General features: G+C 39.1%; 15 protein-coding genes. All 15 read left to right on the top strand.

Annotation, left to right across the window (positions count from 1 at the left end):
• The first annotated feature begins 34 nt into the window (after positions 1 to 34).
• Positions 35 to 1,015, top strand: a complete 981-nt coding sequence (locus tag RJ32_RS01385) for a hypothetical protein (protein WP_034818438.1) — start codon at positions 35 to 37, stop codon at positions 1,013 to 1,015.
• A gap of 11 nt (positions 1,016 to 1,026) precedes the next feature.
• Positions 1,027 to 2,061 carry a sulfotransferase gene (locus tag RJ32_RS01380; RefSeq protein ID WP_034818437.1) on the top strand — a complete coding sequence of 345 codons (1,035 nt, stop codon included), beginning with the start codon at positions 1,027 to 1,029 and terminating at the stop codon, positions 2,059 to 2,061.
• An 84-nt stretch (positions 2,062 to 2,145) separates the two neighbouring features.
• Complete coding sequence (locus RJ32_RS01375) at positions 2,146 to 3,579, top strand: lipopolysaccharide biosynthesis protein (RefSeq protein WP_158511969.1); 1,434 nt, start codon at positions 2,146 to 2,148, stop codon at positions 3,577 to 3,579.
• A gap of 34 nt (positions 3,580 to 3,613) precedes the next feature.
• Positions 3,614 to 4,609 carry a glycosyltransferase family 2 protein gene (locus RJ32_RS01370; protein WP_145914803.1) on the top strand — a complete coding sequence of 332 codons (996 nt, stop codon included), beginning with the start codon at positions 3,614 to 3,616 and terminating at the stop codon, positions 4,607 to 4,609.
• Positions 4,610 to 4,647: 38 nt separating this feature from the next.
• Positions 4,648 to 5,370 carry a hypothetical protein gene (locus RJ32_RS01365; RefSeq protein WP_034818434.1) on the top strand — a complete coding sequence of 241 codons (723 nt, stop codon included), beginning with the start codon at positions 4,648 to 4,650 and terminating at the stop codon, positions 5,368 to 5,370.
• A gap of 303 nt (positions 5,371 to 5,673) precedes the next feature.
• On the top strand, positions 5,674 to 7,272 hold the full coding sequence (locus RJ32_RS01360; protein WP_034818433.1) for an aldolase catalytic domain-containing protein: 1,599 nt from the start codon (positions 5,674 to 5,676) through the stop codon (positions 7,270 to 7,272).
• 14 nt (positions 7,273 to 7,286) lie between these two features.
• Positions 7,287 to 8,024 carry a 3-deoxy-manno-octulosonate cytidylyltransferase gene (locus tag RJ32_RS01355; RefSeq protein ID WP_034818432.1) on the top strand — a complete coding sequence of 246 codons (738 nt, stop codon included), beginning with the start codon at positions 7,287 to 7,289 and terminating at the stop codon, positions 8,022 to 8,024.
• A complete protein-coding gene (locus RJ32_RS01350) occupies positions 8,024 to 8,689 on the top strand; it encodes an HAD family hydrolase (protein WP_034818431.1) in 666 nt (221 codons plus the stop codon). Before RJ32_RS01355 ends, RJ32_RS01350 begins: the two co-directional genes overlap by 1 nt.
• A 6-nt stretch (positions 8,690 to 8,695) precedes the next feature.
• Positions 8,696 to 9,889 carry a hypothetical protein gene (locus tag RJ32_RS01345; RefSeq protein WP_145914802.1) on the top strand — a complete coding sequence of 398 codons (1,194 nt, stop codon included), beginning with the start codon at positions 8,696 to 8,698 and terminating at the stop codon, positions 9,887 to 9,889.
• A gap of 49 nt (positions 9,890 to 9,938) precedes the next feature.
• Positions 9,939 to 10,973, top strand: a complete 1,035-nt coding sequence (locus RJ32_RS01340) for a polysaccharide biosynthesis protein (protein ID WP_034818429.1) — start codon at positions 9,939 to 9,941, stop codon at positions 10,971 to 10,973.
• A 2-nt stretch (positions 10,974 to 10,975) separates the two neighbouring features.
• Positions 10,976 to 12,112: an NAD-dependent epimerase/dehydratase family protein gene (locus tag RJ32_RS01335; RefSeq protein ID WP_034818428.1), complete on the top strand. Its 1,137-nt coding sequence runs from the start codon at positions 10,976 to 10,978 to the stop codon at positions 12,110 to 12,112.
• On the top strand, positions 12,109 to 13,263 hold the full coding sequence (gene wecB / locus RJ32_RS01330; RefSeq protein WP_034818427.1) for a non-hydrolyzing UDP-N-acetylglucosamine 2-epimerase: 1,155 nt from the start codon (positions 12,109 to 12,111) through the stop codon (positions 13,261 to 13,263). Before RJ32_RS01335 ends, wecB begins: the two co-directional genes overlap by 4 nt.
• Positions 13,263 to 14,423 carry a glycosyltransferase gene (locus RJ32_RS01325; protein WP_034818426.1) on the top strand — a complete coding sequence of 387 codons (1,161 nt, stop codon included), beginning with the start codon at positions 13,263 to 13,265 and terminating at the stop codon, positions 14,421 to 14,423. The genes wecB and RJ32_RS01325 overlap by 1 nt, the downstream gene beginning before the upstream one ends.
• Before the next feature lie 45 nt (positions 14,424 to 14,468).
• The gene (locus RJ32_RS01320) at positions 14,469 to 15,326 is read left to right on the top strand and encodes a hypothetical protein (RefSeq protein ID WP_034818425.1); all 858 of its coding nucleotides are present in this window, start codon (positions 14,469 to 14,471) and stop codon (positions 15,324 to 15,326) included.
• Positions 15,326 to 16,306, top strand: coding sequence for a sulfotransferase (locus tag RJ32_RS01315; RefSeq protein WP_034818424.1), 981 nt, complete (start codon positions 15,326 to 15,328; stop codon positions 16,304 to 16,306). Before RJ32_RS01320 ends, RJ32_RS01315 begins: the two co-directional genes overlap by 1 nt.

Here is a 16,306-nt window from a genome sequence, read left to right as displayed (position 1 = left end):
GTCAGGGTATAAACTCAAAACTAAGTTTATTGTGATGAATTTTTTTCAAGATCAGGCTATTGGAGGATACCAAGCGCTTGAATTGCCGTTCTCTGAGACGAACTTCAATAGAGAAGTAATTAAAACGAATTCGGCTCGTTCTGCGATAAAGCTCATATTGAGCTCAGTCGGAGCAAAAAAAGTTTGGTTGCCAACATATACCTGCGACGCAGTATTAGAAGCAGCTACTGCTATAGGTGTTGCTATTGAGTTTTATAGGGTTGATGCAAACTTTGATGTAGATTGTGAGATAGAGCCTGAAGAAGATGAGTACATACTTATAGTAGATTACTTTGGTCTTTGTAGTGAAGCTGTAAAGCGCAGCATAAGTAGGTTCGGTCATACAAAAACAGTTGTTGATTGTTCACAATCTTTCTTCTCTAAACCTTTTGAATCTCTAGCTTCTATTTATTCTCCGAGAAAATTTTTTGGTCTCCCGGATGGAGGCTTGATATATACGCAAGACTCGCGTATCCAGCAACCAGTTGAAAGAGATTGCTCATCAGAGTCTAGAATGAGTCATCTTATTAGTCGGCTTATAAATAGCCCAGAAGCGGCATATGAAGAATATTTAAAGTCAGAGAAAGTAATCTCTGAGTTGCCTGTTCAAGGAATGTCTCGCTTAACGGAGCGTCTTCTTCATTCTCTAGACTACGGAAGAGCCAAAGCCGCGCGCTCCGAAAATGCGAAATATCTTCACGAACACTTGAGCGAATATAATCATCTAGATTTGATTATTAACGAAAATGTAGCTCCAGTTTGCTATCCATTTCTCCCGAAGGTAAAAACAGCTAGTAAAGATGAATTGATTCGTCAGAGGGTATTTATTCCAACTTATTGGCCTGAAGTGTTGAGGCGGGTAAAGGTAAACTCTTTCGAATGGAATTTGGTTACAAACGGTCTATTCCTACCTTGTGATCAGCGTTATACAGAAGATGATATGAGAAAGCTCGTCAACCTGCTCGCAATAAAGTAAAAGGGTTTAATATGGCAGCACCTGAATTCCGAATGAACAAATATAAACGAGTTTCAGCTCTTGAAGAATTACTAAAAGACCTGAATAGTAACCTTGCCGGTGCCAATGAAGGCTATTTGAAAGACTCGGATGAGCGATTCTCAAAAATATTTTTGATGGGACCACATCGCTCGGGTAGTACATTGTTTATGCAATGGCTTGCGAATACAGGTCTTACTGCTTATCCAACGAATATGCTTTCCCGTTTTTTTGGAGCCCCTCTTGTTGGGGCAAAAATTCAGCAACTGCTGACTGATGCACGCTATAATTTTCGCAATGAAATTCTGGACTTTAGCTCTGATATAAACTTCAGTTCTGAAAATGGTAAAACTACAGGCGCATTAGCACCAAATGAATTCTGGTACTTCTGGCGCCGTTTCCTACCATTCAACGAATCGGACTACATGCCGGCGGATGAATTAAGAGAAAAAGGCAACTTGGCAGGATTCCGTGAAGAGTTAAACGCATTAGCTAATATTTTTGAAAAGCCGTTCGCGATGAAAGGGATGATAATGAACCAAAATATCCCAGAGCTTTCGGCGCAGTTCGAAAAACCTTTGTTTATCTGGGTTCGTAGAGATCCTATCTTCAATATCCAATCAGCGCTAGAAGCGAGAAAACGCCAATACGGTGACATCAACACTTGGTACTCTTTTAAGATAAAGGAATATCCTCATCTTAAAGATTTAGATCCGTTAGAGTCTGTTGCGGGTCAGATTGCTGCTATTAACCACTCTGTAGAGCTCGGCATTGCTGAGTTGCCTGATAGCAATAAATTAGTGGTTCAGTATGAAGATTTCTGTAAACGACCAGAATATTATTATAATGAGATTATTCGCCGACTCATTGAGCAAGGAGGAGTGAACTCCGAGCAAGTGCCTGAGTATTCCGGTGAGGCGCGCTTCTCTAACACCAATAATTGGCGACTTGAAGAATATTCTCAGGATAATGCTGAACGAGTTTATGAAAAGTTCTTTAATGAAAAAAACGTGCAGCTTTCATTATAATTTGAGAACAGAACTTCCCAAAAATATTAAATTTCATAGTCAAAGTGAAGAACTTTTGAGAAAAATAAGCTTTTGATGAAAAAAATGAACCAGAAAATTGGCATTGGCGTTCTATGGAACTTAGCCAATTTATTTTTTTCTAGAGGTGCGACAACCCTATTTATACTTCTTCTAGCTAAGTTTTTAGCTCCGGAGGCGTTTGGTTTAGTCGCCATGGCGACTGTCGTATTCGAGTTGGCAAATGCATTCGTACAATCGGGTTTAGGGCAGGCATTAATAAGAAGCAAGTCAGTTTCTGAAAAAGACCTGAGTACAGTGTTCTTTACCAACCTTGGGTTAAGTTTTATAGCGTACTCTATTTTATTTTTTAGCGCTCCCTACGTGGCTAGCTTTTATAAGCAACCTGAATTGACCACTCTAGTACAAGTTATGGGGTTAGTTGTCTTTATTAATGCAACTAAAGTGGTTCAGCTGGCAGTACTTAATCGCGCAATGAACTTCAAAGCGCAAATGAAAGCAAATACTACGGCCTCTATAGCTTCTGGGGTGTTAGCCATAGTATCTGCTTACTACGGACTAGGTGTTTGGAGCTTAGTAATAATGATGCTAAGCCAGTCTCTTATTGCATCTGCGTTATTCTGGTTTGCAAGCTCCTGGCGACCATCTCTGATATTTAGCTTCGAGTCTTTTCAAAGATTATTTGGCTTTGGGAAAAATCTTTTAGCTGAAGGCATGTTTGAAGTCGCATTTCAGAACTCCTATGTATTAGTCATTGGTCGTTTTTTTAGTGCCGAGGTTACCGGCTTATACTTTTTCGCAAAGAAGATTAGTAACCTAATTTCTCAGCAGCTTAGCGGGGCGGTACAACAAGCTACATTTCCCGCATTATCGACTCTTCAGGACGATAACGAAAAGTTGAGGTATAAATACCGGCAAATAATGCAACTTATGATGTTCTTAATAGCTCCTGTTATGGCATTACTTGGAGGGTTAGCTGAACCATTATTTGGATTGTTGTTCAGTGATAAATGGCAAGAGGCTGTTCCGTACGTACAATTATTATGTATTGTTGGAATTTTATATCCAATGCATGCTTTAAACATTAATTTACTGAATGTCAAAGGCCGGTCAGATTTGGTTTTTAAACTTGGGTTGATAAAGAAAGCGGTAAACTTAACACTTCTATTTCTAGCTATACCTTATGGGGTATTAGCAATTGCCGCTAGCCAAGTTATTGGGAGTATATTAGCTCTTGTCCCAAATACGTACTTCTCTTCTAAGCTAATTGGGTATTCATTAGCCTTCCAGCTGTCTGATGCTGGGAAACCTATACTTTCAGGATTACTAGCCTCTATATTTACAGCGCTTTTATTACAGGTTACTAGCTTTACAGTCCTAATCGATTTTGTAATAGGATTTTGCTCTATCCTAACAGCTTTCCTAATTATTACCTTTGTTTTAAAAGCAGAAGCTATCATCTTTCTTAGCACTAAATTTAAAGCTTTTAGAAGTAATTGAAAGTGATATAGAAAATATTAAAAGTAGTAAATATATGACTAAAAACCTTAATGAAAAGAATATAAAACAGATCCCCGCATCTCAATTGAGAAGTGAAGATGAAATTATTTCGTCATGGAAAGGGGATGTCGACAAACCTTTAGTCTCTATTAATTGTATTACATATAACCACGCTTCTTATATAGAGGATGCTTTAATTGGATTTTTAAGGCAGGAAACAGATTTTCCGATTGAAATATTAGTTCATGACGATGCTTCGACCGATGGAACTGCGGATATTATAAGAAAGTATGAAGCTCTATACCCCAAGTTGATAAAGCCAATTTATCAGTCGGAGAATCAATATTCTAAAGGCTTTAGGTTGATGCCATATAACGCTAGGCGCGCGCTAGGAACTTATATTGCTATGTGCGAAGGGGATGATTACTGGACAGATGCTTCTAAATTAAATAAGCAGGTCACTTTCTTAGAGAATAATAGGGAATACGTTATAAGTGGACACGATGCTGTAATATTGTCTGAGGAAGGAAAGCTAAAAAGCAATATATATTTACCTTCTAAAATGAAGAGAAACTTCTCCGGTGAAGAATTAATGCGTGGAGAGGCATCATTGCCAACAGCAAGCTGGCTTTATAGGAATATATTAAATGAGAATATCTGGGAAAGAAAAAGAGTAAAAAATGGTGATTTATTTTTTATATCTTTGATTGGACAATATGGATGTAGTCGGTTTCATAATGATATTAAACCTTCTATTTATAGAGTTCACAAAGGTGGTGTTTGGTCTAGAGCAAACTCTAAGGAGAGAATGAAGTCTTTAGCCAATACTTTTTTCTGGATGTCTCTCTATTACAGTAGAGTCGGTGATTTCCAAATGAGTGAGTTTTACTATAGTAAGTTCTTAAGAAAAAACTTAAACGCAGTGCCATTTCGAGTTATAGTCGAGGAGTTTTTAAGGAGGATTGTATTTTTTGAGAAGCTAAAGCGTTTTATTAGATTTTTTACTTCTCGGCTTTTTCGTGGAATTTAATTTAGTTTATTGCGATTATTTTATAGGCTGAAGAAGTAGTGATCAAATTAAAAAAGGAAAGATTATTATTTATCCTGATAGCAGGATTGGTTTTTCTGTTTTCAATGTACCTCTCACCTTATTATCTATATGAAGATCAATTGGTTTATAGAGAAGCGTACGAGGTGGTTAAAAACAAAGGCATTATAGATGCGCTTCTTCTTTACAGAAGCCATATCCACTCAATGGAGTTAGGTCATTTTTTTGTTATATGGTTAGCCAGCGACTATATTCAAAAAGATATTTTTATGTCAATTATCAATGCAGGAACGGCCTATTTAGGAGCTTATGCTTTAAATAGAGTTGGAGCTCATCCAATTGTTTCATTTGTAGTCGTTTTGCTTGGTTATTATTCATGGACCCTTTTCTTGTCAGCTGAGCGATTAAAATTTTCTGTTTTCTTTTTATTAATTGCTTTTTTCTTTCAGCTAAACGCGAAGACAAAGAGAGCCTGGTTCAGCTACTTTTCTTCTGTTATTACACACCTACAAATTTCGATAATAATTGCTTTAGTTGTTTTAAAAATGTACTCGAGAGAATATCTTAATGTGTTCTTTAAACTTAAGATCTCCAAAAAGACTATGGGAGTAAGCTTAGTAGCGTTCTTCCTGGCGCTAGTTGTTTTCGTGGCTTTTAACTCACACTTACTTTCTAAGATAAATGCCTACCATAGCAGTTTTGGTGTGAGCGAGTACCTAAGGATTTTTGTTTTTTTGTATTAACTCTTTTTTATTCAAGACGCGATTACGCTACGGTTATAGTTCTTTTTTCTTTGTTGTTTTTTATGGTTTTCTTAGTTGGCGGAATGAGAGTTAATATTATAGCGTACTTCGTTTTTTTGTTTTATTGTGTCAAGACTAAACAAGGTTTAAATATAGGCTTTTTTGTTACAAGCTCTTATTATTTTTTAGGGTTGATTGAGTATGTTTCTAATGTTCTCCAATGTGGCTCTAACAATCCATGCTAATAATAAGGTGTTTTTTGAAAGCCTGTTGATTTCTCATAGATTAAAAAGGAAATAGAGTGTGAAGTTATTAGATTGTACGCTTAGAGATGGCGGTTACTATAATAGCTGGAACTTTCCTACGGATGTCGTCTCGGAATATCTGGACGCAATGTCGGCAAGCGGTATCGATTTAGTCGAACTCGGCTTACGTTCCCTAAAAAATACGACGTTCAAAGGGGCTTCGGCTTACACTACGGATGAGTATTTGGATAGTTTATCTATTCCTGACAATTTAGAAGTAGTTGTTATGGTGAATGCCTCAGAGCTAGTCGGTGAACTATCGTTAGATGAATGTTTACAAAAGCTGTTTCCTCGTTCAATGCCGAAAAGCCCAGTGGATATGGTTCGCATAGCCTGCCATGTGCATGAGTTTGAGAAAGCTTTACCTGCTTCCACCTGGTTGAAGTCGAAAGGTTATAAAGTTGGCTTTAATTTAATGCAGGTAGCTGATAGAACCGAAGATGAAGTATCAGCTCTTGCGATGGCTGCAGCCAAGTATGACCTAGATGTACTGTATTTTGCGGACTCTATGGGAAGTATGACTCCTAAGCATTGTACAAAAATAATTAGGTTGTTAAGAAAATATTGGAAGGGAGCCTTAGGTATTCATACTCACGATAATATGGGGTTGGCTCTTCAAAACACGATGGCGGCTTTTAATGAAGGAGTTACTTGGTTAGATTCAACAGTAACCGGAATGGGACGAGGCCCTGGTAACTCTCGAACTGAAGAATTGGTAATTGAGGCGGCAGAAAGAAGAAATAGTCAAGTTAACCTTATTCCTCTTATTTCTATTATTCGTCGATATTTCCAGCCACTGAAAAACGAATATGGTTGGGGCTCTAACCCTTATTATTATCTTTCTGGAAAGTACGGTATTCATCCAACTTATGTTCAGGAAATGCTATCTGACCCCAGGTATGGGGAAGAAGACATATTGGCTGTAATAGAGCATTTGCGGACTGTTGGTGGTAAAAAGTTTGATCCGACAGCGCTGGGTGTAGCACGTCAGTTTTATTTCGATAAGCACGACGGGGCATGGTCTCCTTCTGATACGTTCAAAGATCGAGCGGTTCTTCTTCTTGGCAGTGGCCCGGGAGTTTCGGAGCATAAAGTAGCGCTTGAAAGTTATATAACAAAAGAAAAACCTTTAGTTTTGGCACTAAATACGCAGACCGCTGTTAAGGCTGAAATGATAGATTTCCGTTTGGCTTGTCATCCAGTAAGGTTATTAGCGGACTGCAAGCGGCATACCCAGTTGCCGCAGCCACTAATTACTCCTTGTTCGGCACTTCCTACTGAGGTTCAAAAATCCCTGTCGGGTAAAAAGATATTTGATTTTGGATTAAATGTTGAAGAAGGTAAGTTCGAATTTGAAGAAACGCATTGCACCTTACCGAACTCGCTAGTTATTGCTTATGCACTAGCTGTTGCAACAAGTGGCGAGGCTAAAAATATTTTAATGGCCGGGTTTGACGGTTATGGTGCCGATGACCCAAGAAGTCAAGAAATGAATGGGCTACTAGAGCTATACCAAAATAGTGAAAAATCGATTCCATTAACTGCAATTACTCCAACACGGTATGGAATGCATAGCGAATCTGTTTACGCGTTATAAAAGGTAATATTTGTATGCGAAGTGTTGTTCTAATTCCTGCTCGTTTTAGCTCGAGTCGATACCCAGGTAAGCCTCTTGTTAAGCTTTTAGGTAAATCTATGATTGTATGGGTAGCTGAACTCTCTGAAAAGGCAGTTGGCCGAGAGAACGTTTATGTTGCGACAGAAGATGAAAGAATAGCTGATGTAGTAAAAGAGTTTGGTTTTCAGGCTGTAATGACTTCCAATGAAGCGTTAACGGGAACGGACCGTTTAGCCGAAGCTGCTATGCAAATTGACGCAGACATTTTTCTAAACGTGCAAGGTGACGAGCCGTTAGTTGATCCGGAGGATATATTAAAGGTAAGGGATGCCAAAATTAATGATATTAGCGCCATTATTAATGGGTTTAGCTGGCTATCGGAAAATGAAGATCCTCACAGTGTGAACATCCCAAAAGTAATAATGAATGAGAAAAATGAGTTAGTGTATATGTCGCGCGCAGCTTTACCGGGCTTTAAAGACCCTAAAAATGCTCCAGTAAAATATAAAAAGCAAGTTTGTATTTATGCCTTTACCAAAGAAGACTTGCGTGCTTTCAGGGAGTTTGGTCGAAAAAGCGAGCTGGAGAAAAGCGAAGATATTGAAATACTGCGTTTCTTAGAGCTTGGTAAAAAAGTTAAGATGATAGAAACAAAACCGGGTAGTTTAGCTGTAGATATACCGAGTGATGTTGCAAAAGTTGAGAATGCTCTTAGGAATAATCCACAGTAATGGAACTTAATATAACAAGCTATTCGACACTGGTATTTGATTGCGACGGCGTTGTTCTCGACTCGAACAAGGTAAAAACCGAGTCATTTTATAGAGCAGCTCTTTCATATGGAGAGAGAGCAGCAGATGAACTGGTTGAGTATCATGTAAAGAACGGTGGAGTGTCACGTTACAAGAAATTTTCCTACTTTTTAGATTACATTGTCAAAAAGCCCTCTGAAACTGCCCTTAAAGAACTACTAACGGATTATGCAGCTAACGTTCAGGTGGGGTTGCAAAATTGCGCTATTGCACCGGCCTTGGAAAGGCTCCGCAATAAAACACCCCATACCCGTTGGCTAATTGTGTCGGGAGGGGATCAGGCGGAGTTAAGGGAGATCTTCCAGATGCGAGGTCTCAGTGATTGGTTTGATGCTGGCATCTTTGGTAGTCCGGATACCAAGGAAGATATTTTGACTAGAGAATTAGAAAACGGCAACATTCTTACACCTGCTCTTTTTATTGGTGATAGCAAGTATGACTTTAAGGCAGCTAAATTTGTCGGTTTAGACTTTGTCTTTTTAAGTGGCTGGAGTGAAGTAAAGGGCTGGGAATCATGGGTAGCTGAAAATGGCATTTGTGCTACTAGAAATATGGAATCTTTAATGAGCCTAGAGCGAGAGTAGTTGAAAGTGCCAAAGGAAGAACAGCTGAGTGACTACATAAATGAACTTACTTTATATTATGGTGCACGCTCTGGACGGCAGTATAAGGGGACGTCAAAAGCATTAAGCCTACTGTTATGGTGGTTAGTAGCATTCCCAGCTTTATTGACTGTAACTGCTATTTATTCTTTTATTCTTTTTATATTTCCTAGAAAAGTGGATAAACACGCTAAATGTGAAACGAAAATCTGCGTTGCTAGAACGTTTGCTACTTCCAATAAATTACGCTTCCTGACAAAGGAGGCTGTAACTTTTTTCTCTGAGAAGCCCTTCAGCAAGGTAGAGCAAAATAATATTTATAATTTACCGCTTAAGCATCGGTTGATAGCCTTTCTTAGATCTTTTTCTATTTTTTTCAAGGACTTCCCCAAGCTTAGTAGCGAGGTGTCAAATTACTTGCCATTACGCGACGCTTTTAGCGCGATAAAGTTATACATTCCCCGGTTTGCTCACAAGGTGAATTTTACTTCGTACTTTTCGGAACTTCTTAATCTTTATAACCCTAGTGTAGTAGTAACCGGTAACAAGGAAGATCGCTTCGCGTTATCAGAACAAACCATCTGCAAGGAAAAAGGTATTAAACTGGTTTGTTACCCGCATGGTTTAGAGTATGCAATTCAATTGCCGCGAGGAGTGGTTGGAGACACATTCTACTGCTATTCACAGGCTACAAAAAAGTATTATGAAGATATTTATAAAAACTTCGATCAAACCTTCATTTATTCTCCAGAGATTGTACAAAAACTTCTGGGGCGTCAGGTTGAAAAGGAAAACGTAGAGACAAGGGTTGTGTTTTTCCCTGAATCTAGAGGAAAGGACATTAACCTCATGATACTATCTCTTTTACTTGAAAACGGAATAGACGTGTATCTAAAGTTGCATCCGTTAGACTCAAAAGATGATTACATCGAGCTAGGTTTGCCTCCTGAAAATATTATTGACGACTTTAGTCAAGCTATATCAGGTAATGTGATTTTGGCTAGGAAGTCTACAGTATTGCTAGAAGCTCTATACTCGGGCAGTTTGTCCTGCGCTCTACTTTTCGATTCGGACGATAGCAAGTCGTTTCATGAACAATTTCCATCACTTTGGGATGACCGTATTAAACAGGTAACGGATGTCGACGAACTGATTCAGTGGTTAAGCTATGAGGTAGCTTAACCGTATATGTTAGTTCAGGGTTTCAAAGTTATTTATAGGTGAATTTTTAATGTTTCAAAATAAAACCCTCCTCATAACGGGCGGAACAGGGTCTTTTGGTAATGCGGTTTTGCGCAGGTTTCTTGATACTGATATCGCTGAAATACGAATTTTCAGCCGAGACGAGAAAAAACAAGATGATATGCGTAAGGCTTACAACCATCCAAAGTTGAAGTTTTACATAGGTGATGTTCGGGATTACCAAAGTGTTTTAAATGCCAGTCGAGGTGTTGACTTCATCTATCATGCGGCGGCTCTAAAGCAGGTGCCGTCCTGTGAATTTCACCCAATGGAAGCGGTAAAGACAAATGTTATAGGCACTGAAAATGTTCTTGAAGCAGCCATTCAAAATGAAGTAAAGCGAGTTGTCTGTTTAAGTACCGATAAAGCTGTTTACCCTATTAACGCAATGGGTATTTCAAAAGCCATGATGGAAAAAGTCATGGTCGCTAAATCGCGTAACGTAGATGAGAACAAGACCGTTATTTGCGGAACTCGCTATGGAAACGTTATGGCCTCACGTGGCTCAGTAATTCCTCTTTTTGTTGATCAAATTAGAGGCGGGAAGCCGATTACGATAACAGACCCTAATATGACGCGTTTCATGATGACCTTAGACGATGCTGTTGATCTTGTCTTATACGCATTCGAACACGGTACTAACGGTGATATTTTCGTTCAGAAGGCTCCAGCTGCGACTATTGAAACTTTAGCGAAAGCGGTTTTGTCCTTTGTTCGTAAACATGAGCATAAAATTGAAGTTTTGGGTACGCGTCATGGTGAAAAGCTTTTCGAGGCTCTTTTATCAAGAGAAGAGATGGTTTGCGCAGAGGATATGGGTGACTACTACCGTGTACCGCCGGATCTTCGTGACCTCAACTATTCTAAGTATGTTGACCAGGGCGATAATAGAATAGAGCAGGTTGAAGACTATAACTCCCATAATACGGAACGGTTAGATGTTGAGGGAATGAAACAGCTGTTGAATAAACTTCCTTTCATGCGTGCGTTTGCAAACGGCGAATATATTAATCCAGAAGGTTAGCTATGAAGGTATTGATTACTGGCGCCAACGGCTTTGTCGGTAAGAACCTGACTGCTCATATCGATGAAATAGAAGATATAGAGTACGTTAAGTTCACGAAAGATCATAAAGTGTCGGAACTTAAAGATTTATTAAAAGACGTTGACTGCGTTCTGCATTTAGCTGGTGTAAACCGACCTGAAAAAGAAAGTGAATTCTTCGAGGGGAATACTGACTTTACGGAACAGTTACTAAATGCGTTAAGCGCTCAACCTAAACCCTTGCCTGTCATCTATAGTTCGTCTATTCAGGTTGAGCGTGACAATGCTTATGGTAAAAGTAAGCGACAAGCCGAAGAGTTAGTCATGGGTTATGCAGAGGCTAATGGTGTTCCTACAAAAGTTTATAGATTAGCCAACGTTTTCGGGAAATGGTGTAAACCAAACTATAACTCTATGGTAGCAACCTTTTGTCACAATATAGCTCGTGACCTGCCCATACAAGTCAATGACGCTAATGCCAACGTAAAGCTTGTTTACATTGATGACGTAGTGAATGAGTTCGCTAAAGCTGCACGTAGCTTGGTTTTAGACGAGAAAAAAGTTGAAACCGTAGGTGAGCCTAGTCAAGTGCTGCCTATTTATGAAGAAACGGTGGGAGGTATAGCTGACCTTTTAAATCTCTTCAAAAAGAGTCGTGATACCTTAGTTACAGAGAAAGTCGGTGACGGTTTTACCCGCAAGCTGTATTCAACTTATGTTAGCTATTTACCCAAAGAACGCTTTTCATACGAAGTGGCTAAACACGGTGATGAGCGCGGTGTTTTTGTCGAAATGCTAAAAACGAAAGACTCTGGACAATTCTCGTTCTTTACAGCTCATCCGGGAGTGACCAGAGGTGGGCACTATCACCACACAAAAAATGAAAAATTCCTGGTTATAAAGGGGAAGGCACACTTTGGCTTTCGTCATATGGTAACTAACGAATACCACGAACTTTTTACAAGTGGCGATAGGCCCGAAATAGTTGAAACCGCTCCCGGCTGGAGTCATGACATTACCAACGTCGGCGATGACGAAATGGTTGTGATGCTCTGGGCGAATGAGATATTTGATCGTGATAATCCTGACACTTACTACGCACCGGTAGAGCTTTCATGAAAAAATTAAAAGTAATGACTATTCTGGGTACACGCCCAGAAATAATACGTCTGTCTCGCGTTATGGCAGCGCTAGACCAAGTAGTGGATCATAAAGTTGTTCATACGGGTCAAAACTACGACTATGAATTGAACGATGTCTTTTTTGAAGAGCTTGGTGTACGTCAGCCCGATCATTTTCTAAATGTTGATACCTCCTCTTTAGGTAAAAGTCTTGGTGAAATTTTAATAAAGACGGAACAGGTTATTCTTGAGGAGAAGCCTGATGCGGTCTTGGTTTTAGGCGATACCAATAGTGCTGTAGCCACTATGATGGCGAAACGAATGAAGGTACCTACGTACCATATGGAAGCGGGTAACCGAAGCTTTGACGCTAACGTACCAGAAGAGATTAATCGTAAACTGGTTGATCATTTGGCCGACTTCAACCTGGTTTATACAGAGCACGCAAGAAGGCATCTTCTAAGTGAAGGGCTCTCCCATCGCTTTATTTACCTTACCGGTTCGCCGATGCGAGAGGTTTTAGAGCACGTATTACCTTCAATTCAGAAGTCTAATATTTTGGATACCCTAAAGCTTGAGAAGAATAGATACTTTATTGTTAGCGTTCATAGAGAAGAGAACGTTGACAGTAAAGAAAACCTCAAGAAAGTCTTTGAGTGCTTAAGCTCTTTATATGAAACCTATGGCTACCCCGTCGTTGTCTCTACGCATCCTAGAACGCGAAATAGGCTAGAAAAGCTCGGATTAACTGAGGACTTAGAAGGTATCCAGTTCTTGAAACCTTTTGGCTTTTTTGATTACAACAAACTGCAAATGGATGCTTTTTGCGCTATTTCTGATAGCGGGACCATAAGCGAAGAATCTTCTATTCTGAATTTTCCAGCAGTGACGTTACGCCGTTCCATTGAACGCCCTGAAGCGCTTGACACAGGCGCTATAGCATTAACAGGCTTGGATAAGCAAATGCTAGTTGACGGAGTTCGCATAGTTACCTGCTCTCGTGATGTCTTTTCTGGAGCAGAACGTGAAATTCCTGAGGAATATAAAATTAGAAACACGTCAGAGCGAGTCGTGCGTTTAATTACTGGCACTGCGAAATTAACGCCGCACTGGAAAAACATGGATTCTTTTAGTCGGTACGATTGGTAATGTTTAAAAAAAAGTATGATCTAGCGATTATTAACCGTTCTTTTTGGCCTGAAAATGAAATGCTTGGAGAGGCTAAGCTGAAGCTTGCTGAGTTTTTTTCAGGTAGCAAGAAAAAAGTGTGTGTTATAACACAGTCTAACGCTGATATAGAGAGAGAGTTGGAGAAAGCTAAAAGAGGAAATAACGTTAGTTTTTTTTACTCAAAAAGTTACTCAAACTCTTCTAGTAGCGTAAGTAGGAGAGTTTTGGACACATTACTTTTTGCTCCGTTTGTCTTTTTTTCGTTGATTCGAGGGAGACCTAGACATGTTTATGTTTCGACCAATCCGCCGATTTTAATACCGCTATTGGTTTGCTTATACGCTAAAACGTTTCGTGCGAGCTTCACATATCATGTTCAGGATGTTCATCCTGAAATTACTGATCTTGTTAACCCGATGAATAAACTCTCTTTTTATTTACTTCGCTGGTTAGACAATATTACGTTAAGAAATGCAAGTCGCATCATCACCCTTTCAGATGAGATGGTGGAATATTTAAAGAAAACCTCAAATACAGGTAGGCCAATTAATATAATTGATAATCCGGCTTTTGATTTACCGAGAGATATTAAGGGAATAAAGAAAAGTAAAAACTTTGTATTTTGTGGAAATGCAGGTCGCGTTCAACAAATTCCAGTGCTTTTAAACGCAATAAAGGCATACTTAAATAATGGCGGAAAGCTCAATTTTACCTTTATTGGTAAAGGCGTGTATTCGCCCGAGATCGAAAGTTTAAGTAAGGAGTACGAAAGAGTTACTTATCATGGCTATCTGAAACCTTCTTCAGCGAATAACTTAGTAGCTGAGCATCAATGGGCGATACTACCAATCCTTGATGAAGTGACTCGTTTCGCATTCCCTAGCAAGTCTTCATCATATGCTGCTTCTGGCTGCAGAGTCATGGCTATTTGCGGGAATAAAACGTCTGTCTCTAAGTGGGTTGAAGAGAGTGGATTTGGAATTCAGGTTAATCCTGTAGTAAAAGATTTAGTCGATACGTTTTTTCAAATAGAGAATGGATTTATATCAAGTGTTTCGAGTCCAGTAAAACCTGATGGGTTTAGTAAAAATCGGTTTGCGCTCAAGCTTAAAGAAGTAATAGAACCGTCAATTAATTAATACGGATATTTTAAACTGGAATCATTTTATGGTACGGAGTCAATATTGATTGGTTACTCGACAGTCTTATTGGATGGAGTTAAATTTCGGATTAGTCAAAATGGTGCTTTCCCGTTATCTCCTCCTTTTAAAGCTAAATGCCTAGAAGTAAGTAAAGTAAAGCTTTTATTAAGAGATAAGAGAGTATCTTTTGCTCGATGGGAAACGAGTTTTGATGAGAATAGTGAAACGCCTTGGTGGCATGTGGTTAAGTCTGGAGGTACAGACTTAGAAAGCTTGAGCAGTAACACTAGAAGCAAAGTGAGAAGGGGGCTAAAGCGGTTTAAGTGCCAACCGGTATCACGGGAAATTATCTTGTTAGAAGGGTATCAAGTTTACGAAAGTGCTTTTAGTAGATACTCAACGCATGAGAGGAAGTTTAGTTATAATGAGTTTCTCGAGGCTGTAAAGGCTCTTCCCGCAGAGACTGAATTCTGGGAAGTTAGAGATTTGGCAAATGATAAACTCGTATCTTTTAGTGAAAACTTCGTTGAATCGGGAGCATGCTTTTACAATACGATTTGGTTTGAACCTAACTCTTTGAAGAGATATTCTTCTTATGCTCTATTTTTTGAAATGAACAGGTACTACTTAGAAAGTAGAGGTTTTGACTATGTATCTGATGGCGCGAGAAGTCTAAGTCATGATACTCAAATTCACGATTTTTTAGAATCCAAATTTGGCTTCAGAAAAGCTTACTCAACTTTGAATGTTATATACGCTCCCTGGCTAAAGGTATTAATTAGCTGTAGTTATCCATTCAGATATATAATAGGCAAAGTTCCTTATAAGGCATTCCAAAAAGCTTCGATTCTTCTCAAACAAGAAGAAATTAGTAGGCAATGTCAAAGGGTTAATGTTTGATGGATAAACGACAGTCTCGAGCCGTTCGAATTGCTAGGCTGATACAGAAGTTGCCACTAAGGCTTTTACGGGTTTTCGAATGGCCATTCTTATTGTTTGCAAATATGAATAAAGATACGACTCCTGCTATTTTTATTTTTGCTCTCCCAAGAAGTGGCTCAACCCTTACTTATCAGTCTATATGCCACGGATTATCTGTTAATTATTTGTCTAATATTTGGAACCTTTTGTATCAACTTCCTATTCTTGGGGGCTACTTATCGTCTAAACGAGCTTCACATCATAAGTCTGACTTCACGTCTCAACATGGCTTTGTTTCGGGAATAGACGGTCCAGCGGAAGGTATGGTTTTTTGGAGTTGGTGGCTGGGGTGCGACTTATCTGAAGATCTTAAGTCTACTCCTTCTTTAAAAAAAATGAATAAGCGCGCGAAGTACTTAAGAAAAGTGGTGACTTTCTTTGGGAATAGAAAGGCTCCTTTTATTACTGCATATTTAGGACATTCTTTAGTCCCAGACAGAGTAGACAATGCATTTCCTGGTTCTGTTTTTATTCGTTTGCACCGAGAACCTGTTGCTAACGCTCTTTCAATTTTAAAGTCTTTACGGCAAGGCGAATCCAGTTGGTTCTCTGTAAAACCAAAGGAATGCGAAGGAGCTGAAAAAGAGTCTGAGCATTTTGCTGTAGCCTCACAAGTGTACTGGTTAAACAAAAGACTTGATGATGCCGAATGTAGTAATAAAATGTTGTCAATTTCTTATGAGGCGCTTTGCGAGAACCCTTGTAAGGAAATAGCTAGAGTTGTTGAAGCGTGTGAAAAACATGGGTTAAGTATAAGTAAAAAATTTCCATTACCTGATAAATTTAGCTACAAAAAAGCAGACTTGAATGCTGATTATGACGCGATAAAAATAAAAAAGGAACTTGATAAACTCGAGAGTAAGTATGGAAAGCTTCGAGAGATTACTCGCTCACATTAA

The organism is Idiomarina sp. 28-8, from assembly GCF_000320945.2.
Taxonomy (GTDB): domain Bacteria; phylum Pseudomonadota; class Gammaproteobacteria; order Enterobacterales; family Alteromonadaceae; genus Idiomarina; species Idiomarina loihiensis.
Note: the sequence above shows the minus strand (reverse complement) of the source record. Positions and strands in the feature narration are given on the sequence as shown.

Excerpts from the sequence above, each read along its gene's own strand:
- RJ32_RS01325 (WP_034818426.1), top strand. The coding sequence starts at position 13,263 with ATGTTTAAAAAAAAGTATGATCTAGCGATTATTAACCGTTCTTTTTGG.
- RJ32_RS01385 (WP_034818438.1), top strand. The coding sequence starts at position 35 with ATGAATTTTTTTCAAGATCAGGCTATTGGAGGATACCAAGCGCTTGAA.
- RJ32_RS01380 (WP_034818437.1), top strand. The coding sequence starts at position 1,027 with ATGGCAGCACCTGAATTCCGAATGAACAAATATAAACGAGTTTCAGCT.
- RJ32_RS01350 (WP_034818431.1), top strand. The coding sequence starts at position 8,024 with ATGGAACTTAATATAACAAGCTATTCGACACTGGTATTTGATTGCGAC.
- RJ32_RS01370 (WP_145914803.1), top strand. The coding sequence starts at position 3,614 with ATGACTAAAAACCTTAATGAAAAGAATATAAAACAGATCCCCGCATCT.
- RJ32_RS01315 (WP_034818424.1), top strand. The coding sequence starts at position 15,326 with ATGGATAAACGACAGTCTCGAGCCGTTCGAATTGCTAGGCTGATACAG.
- RJ32_RS01340 (WP_034818429.1), top strand. The coding sequence starts at position 9,939 with ATGTTTCAAAATAAAACCCTCCTCATAACGGGCGGAACAGGGTCTTTT.
- RJ32_RS01335 (WP_034818428.1), top strand. The coding sequence starts at position 10,976 with ATGAAGGTATTGATTACTGGCGCCAACGGCTTTGTCGGTAAGAACCTG.
- RJ32_RS01375 (WP_158511969.1), top strand. The coding sequence starts at position 2,146 with ATGAACCAGAAAATTGGCATTGGCGTTCTATGGAACTTAGCCAATTTA.
- wecB (WP_034818427.1), top strand. The coding sequence starts at position 12,109 with ATGAAAAAATTAAAAGTAATGACTATTCTGGGTACACGCCCAGAAATA.
- RJ32_RS01355 (WP_034818432.1), top strand. The coding sequence starts at position 7,287 with ATGCGAAGTGTTGTTCTAATTCCTGCTCGTTTTAGCTCGAGTCGATAC.